This window comes from Sellimonas intestinalis (assembly GCF_001280875.1).
Lineage (GTDB): Bacteria > Bacillota > Clostridia > Lachnospirales > Lachnospiraceae > Sellimonas > Sellimonas intestinalis.
Genome location: NZ_LGAJ01000011.1, coordinates 78,760 through 90,879 on the forward strand (window position 1 = coordinate 78,760; position 12,120 = coordinate 90,879).

A 12,120-nucleotide genomic window follows, 5' to 3' on the forward strand; every position below is an offset into this window, starting at 1 on the left:
CATCCCTCCGCTACTCGGCGCTGCGATAATCCGTGAATCCATAAGATTCAAATATGGTCATCGCATCGTCGGATAAAATAAACTCATAAAATGCTTCGGCCGCCTCCTGATTCGGAGCTTCCTTTGTCATCGCTACCGGATAAAGTACCGGAGATTTCAGGGAATCTGCCGGAGCTTCCGCCACTACTTTTACCCTGTCAGTCGTTGCGGCGTCCGTTGCGTAGACGATTCCACAGTCCGCGGAGGATTCCGCTACCCAGTTTAAGACTTCCGTTACATTGGTTCCAAAACTTGCCTTAGCGGAAACCGCATCCCACAGTCCGAGGTTCGTCAAGGATTCCTGGGAATACTGTCCTACCGGCACGCTTTTGGGATCACCGATTGCTACCGTGTTCGCATCCGTGATATCCTCAAAGGAGGCAAAGGATGCATCCAAAGACGTCGGTATAATCAACACGATTTTATTTTCCAGGAGACTGACAATACTGTCACTGTCGATCATTCCTTCTTCATCGAGCGCATTCATCTGGGTCGGAGCCGCTGAAAAGAAGAGATCTGCCGCAAGGCCGGACTCAATCTGCTGCTGTAACTTACCTGAGGAATCATACACTCCTTCGATCGTCACTTCCGGATTCAGTTCCTCAAACGCCGGAATCAGCTCCTCCTCAAATGCATACTCTAGGGAAGCTGCCGCCGCAAGGGTCACGGTCCCAGACAGACCGGACTTCTCCTCTGACCTTTTTGTCCCCTCTTTCTTTGTCTCTTCCTGCTCTGACTTGGCGTCTGCGTCTCCTCCGTACTGGCATCCTGCCATTGCCATTCCCATCGCTGCCGCAAGCAGCAGCACCATCATTCTTTTTTTCATATGTCACGCTCGCCTCTCCTACTTTTATCTTGTGCACTCTGACTCCGAACCTCGTAAGATCCCAAGTCCGTGCTGTACACTCTCCAATACAATCTCCATACTCTCCCGGACCGCTTTCGGGCTTCCCGGCAGATTGATGATCAGTGTTTTGTTCCGGAGCACGGAAACGCCCCTGGATAACATCGCTCTTTTTGTATACTTCATGGACTCTGCCCGGATTGCCTCCGCAATTCCCGGCACATTCCGTGTCATCACTTCCAATGTCGCCTCCGGTGTTGTATCCCGGACGGAAAATCCCGTGCCTCCGCTTGTCAAAATGAGATCTACCTGACGCTGATCCGAAAGCCTTACAAGCTCCCGTTTCAGAAGCCCCTTTTCATCCGGAAGCAAGAGAGCCTCCACCACGTCAAATCCTGCGGCCTTTAATCTTGCTTTCATAGCCGGACCGCTCTCGTCAGCTCTCTCGCCCTTGCTTCCCTTGTCACTCATGGTAATCACCGCCGCTGTAAATGGCTCCGTGCCATCCGGAAACCGGGCCGTCATCACGCTTCCCACATGGATGGTACCGGAAACCAGTACCTCGGCGAAGACGCCCTGAACCGGCATAATGCACTCTCCCATCCGCTGATAAATCTGGCAGTGAGTGTGGCACTCTTTCCCAATCTGCGTCATTTTCAGCACCACATCCTCACATTCCAGAATCGTCCCTACCGGGAAGCTTCGAAAATCCAGATCTTCCACTACGAGATTTTCTCCGAAAGCGCCGTCCACCACCTTGGCGCCTCTTTCGTTGAATTCTTTAACCTTGTCATAGGACAGGAGGCTCACCTGGCGGTGCCAGTTCCCGGCGTGAGCGTCTCCCCGGATCCCGTAACCTTTCTCAAATCTGGCTTCCGATACGGCGTGCTTTTCGGTTCCCCGTCTTTCACTGGTGCAGATTGCCCGCACCCGCCCAGATCGTATCGTCTTTTCTATCGTTTCTTTTCCCTTTTCTCCCATCTCTTATCCCCCGATCTCATGCATCTTTTTCTTCTCGCTGATCTGTTCCATCTCTTCAAACCGGTGCTCCCCTGGTTTACGCTCTGTCGCCTCCCGGAACACCTTCCGTATCTTCTCCTGCCGCTTCTCCACCTCTTCCGGGCTTCTTACAAGTGCCCGCAGATCTTCTGAATCCTCATAGCAAAGACAGTATTTCAGTCTCCCGACACTTGTCAGCCGCAGACGGTTGCAATCTTTGCAGAACTTCCCGTGGATCGGGGAAATAAGCCCGGTCCGCCCTAGAAATCCCGGGATCTGCACATACACCGCGGGACCATATCCTGCTCCCGGCACGGTCTTCGCCTCCGTAAGACCCGGATACCGCTCTTTTAACTGACTTAGAACTTCCCGGTTGTCAAGCCCATGAAAACATTTCCCGTAGCCAATCGGCATCATCTCGATGAACCGGACATCCACGGGATACTGCTTTGACAATTCGGCCAGATTCACAATCTCCGTTTCGTTGATCTCCCTTGCCGCCACCACATTAATTTTCGTCCGGATACCGGCCTTCACACAGGCCTCGATAGCTTCTAATACATGCGGCAGTCCATCGTACCCGGTAATTTCCCGGTATTTCTCCCGCTTCAGCGTGTCCAGGCTGATATTGATCCCGTCGATCCCGGCCAAAAGAAGTTCAGGCAGAGCCTCCTTTAAGAGCACTCCGTTTGTCGTCAGCATCACCGTCTCAATCCCCGGGATCTCCTTTAGCATCCGCACGCAATCCGGGCATCCTTTCCGGACGAGCGGTTCTCCTCCTGTTACCCTCACATGGTGAATCCCCTCCAGTGCCGCTGCCCTCGTGATCTCGCAGATCTCCTCATACGCCAAAACCTCATCCATGGGAACGGACGGCACCGCACACGGCATGCAGTAACGGCATCTCAGATTGCAGCGGTCTGTCAGAGAAATCCTCAGATAATCAATCGTCCGCCCGCTCATAGTCGCCTGATGCACCACCTTTTTTCCTGCATAGAAAGACGTCCGTCATCTCCATACTTTTATCCACCGCCTTACACATATCATAGATCGTAAGGAGAGCGGTGTTCACCCCGGTCAATGCTTCCATCTCTACTCCGGTCTTTCCCTCGCACCGGACAGTACAGACTGCCCGGATATACCGCTTCTTCGGATTCCGGTCCGCCCGCTTTCCAACCATCTCAAACTCTACGGCCACCTTCGTAAGGCATAATACATGACAGAGTGGGATCAGTTCACCCGTCTTTTTGGCGCCCATGATTCCCGCAATCCGGGCAACCGAAAGAACATCGCCCTTCTTCATACTGCCCTCCTGAATCTTTTCATAACATTCCGGCGAGACCCCGATCTCCCCCTGAGCCGTCGCCTCCCTGCTTGTAATGGCTTTATCCCCGACGTCCACCATTACCGCATTCCCTTTTCCGTCAAAATGTGTAAATTCCATCATTTCTCTCCTATTTTCCAAATCCGCAGTTCGGATAAGTGCAGACCGGACAATTCAGACACAGTCCACCCTCTCCCAGTGTGGCAATCTCTTCTTTCGTCACCGGATCGTCTGCCAGCACTCTTGGCAGTACCAGATCAAAAATCGTCCGTTCTGCGTACATCACGCAGCCCGGAAGCCCCATGACTGCCTGTCCTCCCTCCATATAGGAAAGAAGAAACATCGCTCCCGGCAGAACCGGCGCTCCATAGATCACGATCTTTGCCCCGGAATTCCTGATCGCAAGCGGTGTGCGGTCATCCGGATCCACGCTCATCCCCCCAGTACAAAGTACCAGGTCAGCTCCCATCTCAAGGGCGCCTCGAATGGCGTCTGTCACCATCTGCGGATCGTCATCACACACTGTACGGGAAATAATTGTGACCGGATAGTGGCCAAGCTTCTCCTCAAGCACCGGAGTAAAGGTATCTTTAATCCTGCCTTTATAGACTTCGCTTCCCGTCGTGATAACGGCAACCCTCTTCGGGACAAAAGGAAGCAAAGACAGGATCGGCTTTCCCCCATTTTCCTGCCGGATAGCATCCCCCGCCTTATCCATCTTTTCCCTGGAAATAACAAGCGGGATCACACGCATCCCCGCAAGCTTGTCTCCTTTTCGCACTTCCGTATTGCCGTGGCGGGTAGCGATCATCATCTCTCCCTGGGAATTGACCTCGTAAAGAGCCTTTTTGTCCACTTTAAAGAGGCCGTCCATCTCTGCAGTCAGCTCAATCTTTCCCTCGCTTGCCCGGGATGCGCTCATATAACGAAAACACTTCTTCTCGCCTTCAAATGCCGCCTCTTTTCGGCTTCCTCCCTGGCAGAACTGCCGAAGAATCTCAGCACCCTCATCCTCGTGGAGCATCCCTTCCTTCGGCTCCCAGACGTAAAGATTCTCTTTCCCCACACGGAGCAGCACCGGAATATCCTCCTCTGTCACGATGTGACCTTTCCGAAATACCGGGCCCTTTGTCTGGCCTTTGATAATCTGTGTAATATCATGGCACAAGATACATCCAACGGCATCTTTTGTACTGATTACTTTCATGTTCTCTCCCTATCCTCTCTGAATTCGTACTATTTTACCAAACCGTACTATTTTCAAAAACATAACGCCTGGTACAAGTATACCAGAAGAACTCTTTTGTGTAAAGAAAATCCCCCTTTTGCTGTTTTATGATCTCCCCGTTCATGGTATACTGATACTGTAATGAATCTCAATACAGAAAGGCAGGTTTTTGATTATGGCATATACAAAAATCACACAGGAAGAGGCAAAGTATCTGATGGATACAAGAGACGATATACTGATCGTAGATGTACGCAATCCGGAGGAATTCGCCGAAGGGCACATTCCACACGCCATCAACATTCCAAATCCTTCTATTACCAACCGGGATATTCCAGAGCTTCCCGACAAAAATCAGGAACTTTTGGTGTACTGCCGATCCGGCCAGAGAAGCAAAATTGCCTCCAAAAAGCTGGACATCCTGGGGTATCAAAATATCAAGGATTTCGGAGGCATCCTGGACTGGAAATATGAGGTAGAATAAAACGCTCCATTCATGTTAAAGACAATCCAGAAATGTTTAAAATAAAGATTAAAGCGAAATGACAATATTGTAACGGAGCGGTACAATATTGCTCAAGAACTGAAAAACCCAGGGGATTAAAGGAGGGAATACTTATAGATTATATAATTCCTTGTATTTTGGGCATTTGGCTGATGATAATAGGTGTAATCACTTTTAGAGGAAATATAGCCTATATACATTGGTATAATCGTTCCAGAATAACGGGTGAAAATGCTCCTAAATTTGCAAAAGTCATGGGTATAGGGGCAACGGTCATTGGTGGAAGCATTGTATTTACATCCATATTACAAATGTTTTTTGATTTGGAAATTCTGTGGTGGATAACGGTAATAGGTATAATCATAGGAATGATCTGTATTGTTTATGGACTTATAAAGTATAATCGAGGAATTTTTTAAATAAATGACAGTTTAATGAAATATGAAACCGGAGCCGACACGCCGTAAGGCAGTGCTTAACCGAACGGACACAGACAATAGCGGCTTGATACAGCAGAGGACTTGAAAGGTCAGAAACCTTGCAAGTCCTCTTGTCTATGATTGAATCTTATGTTTCGGTACAGCGATTCTGTTTCAAAAGCCTTTATGTAAGTACCATGTGTCTCATTGCTGATATGGAAACAATCCCACAAATGAAAAGTGCCGGAACCCCTGAAAAATCAAGGCTTCCGGTACTTCTTGGAGCAGGGGATGAGAGAATCGAACCCTAGTGGAAACTCTCTCACTCCCCGTAAATACAGCATTCTTTCAATCTCCGTTTGACTACATCTGACTACATATTGACTACATAAACAGAAAGGAGATTCATTCGGCATGGTATCATAAAACCAATTTATACATCCTTATGTATTTACCAATATTCCCAAAAATCTATTTCATATTTTTTTGTGAGAAAGTTAATTATAATTTGTTCAATTATATCTTTCATCATAATTTCTACTAAAATAATAACAAGTGACCACATTGTTAATATATTTGTACCCAATAATTTAATACTATCAACATTTATTACATTTGATATTTCTGTCCTCAGTAATAGAATAACTAATATCAACATAAAGATAATGTAGTACATCCAAAGTAAAGCACGCCTTACACATCTAAAAGTCTTTCTCATATCAAAACATGTCTTGTAGTTTTGGACCTTTGTTAGAATGTTTTCTGCATTTTCTTTTTTTTGTATTTCGGATAATATGTCTTTCGGCACACACTTCTTGCTATTTCTTATCTCCCACATTTGTTCGCTTGAAAGGGTACCATATTCATAGTTAAAAAGACCATCATTTTCTTCCTTTCTAAGTAGCTCTGTCTGTTTAACTATAATATCCTCAAAAATACTAATTACTAATTTTAAAAGAGAAATTAAAAAAATAAAAATTGATAATATCCATGCTATTAAAACTAAATCATTAGAAGGTGCCATTGTTTGAATAACTGCAAAAACAAATATGGCTCCAAAAGTTAAACACGTAAATACATTTTCTTTTCTAAAAATACTTATCAAAACATCACCTTATTTTATAAAATTAGTTTATGGTATCATTCTCTAAAAACGAAAGATATACTTAACAAATTATTTTTCTGCCGGAACAAATTCAAGTAAATCCTCTATACGACATTCTAAAACAGTGCACAACCGGGCAAGAACAGCAATGTCTAATCTTGTAATTGTATTATTGCAATAAGCGTTTAGTTGGCTTCTTTGCATTTCTGCCTTATGTGCCAGCTTATTTTTGCTAAGTCCACTCGTCTCTAAAAGTTCGTCTAACTTTATTTTAATAATACCATAATCGGAATCTATCAAAATTACTCACCCCTACAATCAATATAGTGTTCTATTGTTTCCGTATTCTATGTATACAGTTTAGACATATCAGGGTAGGAATATAAGTTCTTACATCTCTATTGCAACTAATTACACGAACATATATTCATTTTAATAAACTGTCATAAGGAACAAATTCAATTAAATCTTCAATTCGACAATCTAATGCAGTACATAACCGGGCAAGTACAGCAATATCCAATCTAGTAATTGTGTTGTTGCAATAGGCATTAATTTGACTTCTCTGCATTTCAGCCTTATGAGATAACTTATTACGACTAAGACCTTTAGCTTTTAAAAGCTGTTCCAACTTAATTTTGATAATTCCATATTCAGCGTCAGTCATAATCTTCTCCTTGTCGAAACATGTAATAAAAACATGAACAATAATCCTTGTAATTTAGTTTATAGATGTTAGAATAGAAAAAGAAGTTCTAACATGTCTTGTTAGATTAGTTACGCAAACAAAAGTTCTTAAAGGAGATGTACATATGAGTGAATTAAAAGAATTATTAAAACTTGCTGCGGATAGTTTAAAAAACGAGACACTATCCAAACTATTGGAAAATGATTTAGAATTTCAAAAAAAATCAAAAGAAGAAATACAGGCATTAAAAGCAGTTGACGAATTAGAGTTGACAGAAGAACAAAGACATATTGTAGACACCTTAATTGCAAGAAAAGACGAACTGGAATATGATTACCATATAAACGCATATATGGCAGGAATATTAGATGGCTACACTATTTTGAAGACATTTAATTTGACACGGGAATAGAACCAGTTGGAATATCTAAAAGAAAAAGGAGAAAACAGGTGGATTATACGAAACCAATATTTGAAAAGGCATCAATAAGAGGATTAGCAGATTATATATTGTACGGTCTTGCCCCAAATAAAGATACAAGAGATTATGAGACACGATTAGACGATGTGTATGAAAAATATAAAAAAGCCGTTTTTAATTTTGATGACAATCCTACGCCAGAATTATTAGACTTAGCAAATGAAATGACTGAGGAAACTGCCAGCGTATATATGGAAATTGGTATACAGACAGGGATTCTGTTAATGTTGGATATAATTAAAAATACAGGAACAAAGGAATTGTTAAATCTGTTTTCTAGTGAGGTAAAGGAACAAGGCGAAGCCGAGACGCCGTAGGGCAGTCCTTTACGGAACGGACGGTGTCAATATAACCATGATACAGCAGAGGACTTGAAAGGTCACAACCTTGCAAGTCCTCTTGTCTATTACTGGTTTTTCTCTTTTAGATACAGTGCTTCTTTTTGAACTTCTCTGAGAAACTCTTCTACCGGAACTGCCGGATAGTCTTCTGTCGGCTCATAGTGCCCTTTATTTTGTGAATAGGAAAGCACCTCTACTGTGGGGGCATAAATTTCTGTATCTATCCCATAATAATAAATCATTGAAGTGGAAAGCACCATTTTAATACTGTCAAAATCTTTTGTAAAAATGCTGTGAAGCTGAGAGTCAAACAGTTCAGCAGGACACTCGTAAAATCTGTGTGAGTCTTTCCTCAAAAATAGCGGAAGAATGTGCATTTCATTCAAACTGGTATTCACAAGCACATAAAATCTTGGTACAAGTGCGGTAGACTCATTCATCAGTCCCATATATACATCATCAATCCCATCAAGCAGATATTCTGTATCTGCATTCTTATAGAAAACATATTCCGGCAATGGTTCAGATTCTAATTCATTATTTGGCATACAAGTTGCTTTCTGCATAGGTACATTTTTTCCTGCCAGCCATTCAATGTCTACACCGAGAGCGTCCGCAATCAGTTCAAGTTTATCCTTCTTCGGGTAATAGCGCCCGGATAAGTAAGAACTGAAAGCACCTTTGGTTATTCCAGTCTTTTGTACTAATTCAGCTTGTTTCATATCCTTTATATTCATAGCAAATTTAATCCGTTCAGAGATTGTTTCCATATTACTATCCTCAACTTTCTTTCAAAGGTTTATCAGTTATCTTTCCCTTACTATAGCACACACTTTAAAAAATTAAAAGAGAAGGTTTATATATTTCTAAACTTTTGCTTGCAATTTCACCACGACGATGTTATGATACAATTAGTTTAGTAATAACTAAACAAACGGCGCGCCTAATTTTAAAGTATCTTAAATTAAGAAAACACAAATTTGACAGCCCTACCAACTAGGGAGAAAGGAATGGTATATGGTAATTCATTTAACAAAAGAACAGGTAAAAGAGGTATTTGGGGAACTTAGGTTTATGGGTGCGGATTTCTGCTATCGCTATGATAAGGAAACCCGAAAGAAAACAGAGGAAGTGGAAGCATTAAAACTTCACCTCGGAAGCATGAAACTCGGAAACAGTATTGACATCCGTCTGGAAACAACAGAACTTCCAAAGATTGAACCTTATTCTGTAGTGGAATTGGAAGAACCTGTATATGCTCCGTATGTGCAGAGAGGGAATTACGCTACATTAGTTGAGAGATTTACCTGTAAGGGAATCCGGGCAGTTTCCGGCAAGAATGTATAGGCTTTACATTACCCTGTCCTTGTTCTGCTCCGCCCCTCAGTGGACAGGTTGAGGACAGGGCGTGGCAAAGCCACGCCAAAAAAGGAGGATTGACTATTTGGTAGAAAAGGATGAAAGATTTTTTTCAGAACCCTCCTATACTAACAGGAGGGTAACTCGTCAGAACGAAGAATTAACAGCATTGATTGACTGGTGTCAGATAACCGTTAAAGAAGTAGACGCATTTACTATCATAGAAGATATTCTGCGGATTCCATTAAACCTAATGGAACTACATTGTAGTGGGAAAGGGATAGCCGGACATGAACTGATAGCCGGATTTGACAATATTAGAATCCTAAAACCTACAGGAAATGCACAATATGAGGGATTTCAGATTTTAATGAGTGGTTCGGGGTGCAGAAACTATGAGAACTTCCTTGCCATGAATCAAGAGACATGGTTTGATTTTTTAGAACGGGTATGCACATATAACGTAAATTTTCCACGGATAGATTTAGCAATCGACGATAGGAAAACGTATCTCAAAATCCCCGAACTTATCCGGCTGAAAAACGAGGGACTGATATCCAGTCAGTTGCGTGAAATGTCAGAGAACAGTTCCGATGAACTTACAGAAGATGAAGTGAAGCCAAAAGGAAAGAGCCTATATATCGGAAGTAAAAACAGTGATTTCAGAATTATCTTTTATGAAAAGGGCTATGAACAGTCTGAAAAGTTTGGCAAGGAACTGGATACAGACTGGAACAGATATGAACTGCGGTTTCGACAGGAAAAGGCGGTCAGAGTGGTACAGGAACTGTTAAAGGACCGGGACGTGGCAAGAATTGCATTATCGGTACTGAATGAAAAAATCCGGTTTCTGCAAAAGCCGGAAAATAGTAAGACTACAAGAAAACGTCTTTATCCAACCTACCCACCGTGGGAAGAATTTATGAAAGATGTGGGAAAAGTCAGACTGACCATGAATCCACAAAAGAAAACGCTGGATAAAATATGGAACTGGCTGACTGTCTCTGTTTCCCCCTCCTTGAAACTGATGTCAGAGATAGGCAAATTAGACAAGCAGGACTATATCGGTCTACTTGTGAAAAATGGAAGAATGAACACCACGCAACAACGGATATATGATGATTATAAAAAATCTTTCCGATTGGGGAAAGAAGAAAGGAGACTATTTGATAGTGAGTGCACTAAGTATCTGACAGAATAAGACAGCCCATATAATTTAGAAAATATATTAAAATACGCATGAAATCGGGCAGAAGAATATTAGATAAGTGGATGATAAAATTAAGAAACTAGATATTTTAGAACCCATATCATATTACTATAATCTATGTCAGACAAGACAATTTACGATAGTTCAGACCTGTTGAACTATGCAGTACAAACAGGTATAATCTCTTTAGATACCATGCTGAATGATATAGAAGCTATGGAAAGAAAGGAACTACTTGAACAACATCCCTATGCAATCACAGTAACTACTGAAAAATCGGGAAAGGAGATATTTTCTACATATTTGCCCAGTCCAGACGGTAATCGGCTTTTTAGACGAAGAAACACCCGTGAAGAATTAGAAGAAGTAATCGTATCATTCTATAAGGCTTTACAGGAAGAAATCTATATTGAAAATGTATTTTATGAATGGATTGACCGAAAGCTTGAATTCTGTGAGATACAGAAAGCGTCTTATGACAGATATATAAATGATTATAAAAGATTTTTCAAAAGCGGTACTTATTCAATCTCTAAAAAGAAATTTAAAAATATCACCGAAGACGATTTGGAAATATTCATTAAATCTGTGATTCGTGATTTATCACTCACACGAAAAGCATACGCCGGACTCCGTACATTGATAAGAGGTATTTTCAAATATGCGAAAAAGCGGAAATATACTTCTATCAGCATTACAGAATTTTTTGGAGATTTGGAACTACCCAACAATCTTTTTAAACGGAGAATCATTGATAAGCAGAAAGAAGTCTTTATGGAAAATGAAATTCCTCTTGTAATTGACTATTTAAAAAGCAAGCCGGACATATACAATCTCGGCATACTGCTTACTTTTCAGACAGGTTTACGAGTTGGAGAATTAAGCACACTAAAACCACAAGACTTATTTAGACGTATTATCAAAATAAGGCGTACAGAGGACAAATACCGTGATGAGAATAACAAATGGATTGTAACCGTCAAAGAACATGCTAAACCCGATGCCGGAAACCGGGATTTAATTATTTCTACTACTGCACAAGAAACTTTGGATAAAATTTTAGCATTAAATCCAACAGGCGAGTATTTGTTTGAACATGGTGGAAAACGTATTCGGGGAAATACTTTTAATAAACGTCTTTCGCTCATATGTAAGGAGTTAAATATTCCTCACCGCACTATGCACAAGATACGGAAAACATATGGGACTACTTTAATTGACAGTGATGTTGATGAGGGATTCATTACCGAACAAATGGGACACAGCGACATAAGTACAACCAAAAAACTATATTATTTCAGCAATAAAACCTCAAAGAATAAGGAAAAACAGATTGAAAATGCAATCTCATTTTAGGAATCATTCCTAGTTGACTACATGCTTGACTACATTGGAATTTTCCATAAAATAAGAAACGCTGCAAGCCTTGAATTTACAAGGCTCACGGCACTTCACCGAACAGGGGATGAGAGAATCGAACTCCCGCTAAGAGTTTTGGAGACTCCTGTCATACCATTTGACCAATCCCCTATATTAAATTCTGTTCAGGATGCAAAGAAACACCCTTTCAGATGTATC

The 12,120-nt window shown here is 41.9% G+C and carries 15 protein-coding genes and 1 tRNA gene; 6 read left to right on the forward strand and 10 right to left on the reverse strand.

What is annotated here, in order from left to right:
• Positions 1-10: 10 nt before the first annotated feature.
• Genes modA through AOA56_RS11225 form a run of 5 tightly spaced genes read right to left on the reverse strand, consistent with a single transcriptional unit; the run spans position 11 to position 4,413 of the window.
• The gene (modA, locus tag AOA56_RS11205; protein WP_053769669.1) at positions 11-865 is read right to left on the reverse strand and encodes a molybdate ABC transporter substrate-binding protein; all 855 of its coding nucleotides are present in this window, start codon (positions 863-865) and stop codon (positions 11-13) included.
• A 24-nt stretch (positions 866-889) separates the two neighbouring features.
• A complete protein-coding gene (locus AOA56_RS11210; protein WP_024733415.1) occupies positions 890-1,864 on the reverse strand; it encodes an MOSC domain-containing protein in 975 nt (324 codons plus the stop codon).
• Positions 1,865-1,867: 3 nt separating this feature from the next.
• Positions 1,868-2,845 carry a GTP 3',8-cyclase MoaA gene (moaA, locus tag AOA56_RS11215; protein ID WP_024733416.1) on the reverse strand — a complete coding sequence of 326 codons (978 nt, stop codon included), beginning with the start codon at positions 2,843-2,845 and terminating at the stop codon, positions 1,868-1,870.
• Positions 2,826-3,329, reverse strand: a complete 504-nt coding sequence (moaC, locus tag AOA56_RS11220; RefSeq protein ID WP_147323269.1) for a cyclic pyranopterin monophosphate synthase MoaC — start codon at positions 3,327-3,329, stop codon at positions 2,826-2,828. The genes moaA and moaC overlap by 20 nt, the downstream gene beginning before the upstream one ends.
• A 7-nt stretch (positions 3,330-3,336) precedes the next feature.
• Positions 3,337-4,413: a molybdopterin-binding protein gene (locus AOA56_RS11225; RefSeq protein ID WP_053769670.1), complete on the reverse strand. Its 1,077-nt coding sequence runs from the start codon at positions 4,411-4,413 to the stop codon at positions 3,337-3,339.
• Positions 4,414-4,609: 196 nt separating this feature from the next.
• Here AOA56_RS11225 and AOA56_RS11230 point away from each other — a divergent pair, with 196 nt between their 5' ends.
• On the forward strand, positions 4,610-4,918 hold the full coding sequence (locus tag AOA56_RS11230; RefSeq protein WP_082349978.1) for a rhodanese-like domain-containing protein: 309 nt from the start codon (positions 4,610-4,612) through the stop codon (positions 4,916-4,918).
• Between the two features lie 891 nt (positions 4,919-5,809).
• Here the strand turns inward: AOA56_RS11230 and AOA56_RS11240 are convergent.
• From AOA56_RS11240 to AOA56_RS11250, 3 genes are all read right to left on the reverse strand, one after another.
• Positions 5,810-6,463, reverse strand: a complete 654-nt coding sequence (locus tag AOA56_RS11240) for a hypothetical protein (protein WP_053769672.1) — start codon at positions 6,461-6,463, stop codon at positions 5,810-5,812.
• Positions 6,464-6,532: 69 nt separating this feature from the next.
• Complete coding sequence (locus AOA56_RS11245) at positions 6,533-6,763, reverse strand: helix-turn-helix domain-containing protein (protein WP_053769673.1); 231 nt, start codon at positions 6,761-6,763, stop codon at positions 6,533-6,535.
• 127 nt (positions 6,764-6,890) lie between these two features.
• Positions 6,891-7,130, reverse strand: a complete 240-nt coding sequence (locus tag AOA56_RS11250) for a helix-turn-helix domain-containing protein (RefSeq protein ID WP_053769674.1) — start codon at positions 7,128-7,130, stop codon at positions 6,891-6,893.
• 145 nt (positions 7,131-7,275) lie between these two features.
• Between AOA56_RS11250 and AOA56_RS11255 the strand changes: the two genes are divergently transcribed.
• Positions 7,276-7,563, forward strand: coding sequence for a hypothetical protein (locus tag AOA56_RS11255; protein ID WP_053769675.1), 288 nt, complete (start codon positions 7,276-7,278; stop codon positions 7,561-7,563).
• 38 nt (positions 7,564-7,601) lie between these two features.
• On the forward strand, positions 7,602-7,949 hold the full coding sequence (locus tag AOA56_RS11260; RefSeq protein ID WP_053769676.1) for a hypothetical protein: 348 nt from the start codon (positions 7,602-7,604) through the stop codon (positions 7,947-7,949).
• 89 nt (positions 7,950-8,038) lie between these two features.
• Here AOA56_RS11260 and AOA56_RS11265 read toward each other — a convergent pair whose 3' ends face one another.
• Complete coding sequence (locus tag AOA56_RS11265) at positions 8,039-8,743, reverse strand: helix-turn-helix domain-containing protein (protein ID WP_053769677.1); 705 nt, start codon at positions 8,741-8,743, stop codon at positions 8,039-8,041.
• Between the two features lie 247 nt (positions 8,744-8,990).
• On the opposite strand from AOA56_RS11265, the gene AOA56_RS11270 reads away from it, so the two are divergent.
• From AOA56_RS11270 to AOA56_RS11280, 3 genes are all read left to right on the forward strand, one after another.
• The gene (locus AOA56_RS11270; protein ID WP_053769678.1) at positions 8,991-9,320 is read left to right on the forward strand and encodes a hypothetical protein; all 330 of its coding nucleotides are present in this window, start codon (positions 8,991-8,993) and stop codon (positions 9,318-9,320) included.
• Positions 9,321-9,417: 97 nt separating this feature from the next.
• On the forward strand, positions 9,418-10,533 hold the full coding sequence (locus tag AOA56_RS11275) for a replication initiation factor domain-containing protein (protein ID WP_053769679.1): 1,116 nt from the start codon (positions 9,418-9,420) through the stop codon (positions 10,531-10,533).
• 162 nt (positions 10,534-10,695) lie between these two features.
• Entirely contained in the window at positions 10,696-11,898 is a 1,203-nt protein-coding gene (locus AOA56_RS11280; protein WP_242843456.1) for a tyrosine-type recombinase/integrase, read from the forward strand.
• Positions 11,899-12,001: 103 nt separating this feature from the next.
• On the opposite strand, the gene AOA56_RS11285 is transcribed toward AOA56_RS11280, so the two are convergent.
• Positions 12,002-12,072: transfer RNA gene (locus AOA56_RS11285), tRNA-Trp, on the reverse strand.
• Between the last annotated feature and the right edge of the window lie 48 nt (positions 12,073-12,120).

Excerpts from the sequence above, each read along its gene's own strand:
- modA (WP_053769669.1), bottom strand. The coding sequence starts at position 865 with ATGAAAAAAAGAATGATGGTGCTGCTGCTTGCGGCAGCGATGGGAATG.
- AOA56_RS11210 (WP_024733415.1), bottom strand. The coding sequence starts at position 1,864 with ATGGGAGAAAAGGGAAAAGAAACGATAGAAAAGACGATACGATCTGGG.
- moaA (WP_024733416.1), bottom strand. The coding sequence starts at position 2,845 with ATGAGCGGGCGGACGATTGATTATCTGAGGATTTCTCTGACAGACCGC.
- moaC (WP_147323269.1), bottom strand. The coding sequence starts at position 3,329 with ATGATGGAATTTACACATTTTGACGGAAAAGGGAATGCGGTAATGGTG.
- AOA56_RS11225 (WP_053769670.1), bottom strand. The coding sequence starts at position 4,413 with ATGAAAGTAATCAGTACAAAAGATGCCGTTGGATGTATCTTGTGCCAT.
- AOA56_RS11230 (WP_082349978.1), top strand. The coding sequence starts at position 4,610 with ATGGCATATACAAAAATCACACAGGAAGAGGCAAAGTATCTGATGGAT.
- AOA56_RS11250 (WP_053769674.1), bottom strand. The coding sequence starts at position 7,130 with ATGACTGACGCTGAATATGGAATTATCAAAATTAAGTTGGAACAGCTT.
- AOA56_RS11255 (WP_053769675.1), top strand. The coding sequence starts at position 7,276 with ATGAGTGAATTAAAAGAATTATTAAAACTTGCTGCGGATAGTTTAAAA.
- AOA56_RS11265 (WP_053769677.1), bottom strand. The coding sequence starts at position 8,743 with ATGGAAACAATCTCTGAACGGATTAAATTTGCTATGAATATAAAGGAT.
- AOA56_RS11270 (WP_053769678.1), top strand. The coding sequence starts at position 8,991 with ATGGTAATTCATTTAACAAAAGAACAGGTAAAAGAGGTATTTGGGGAA.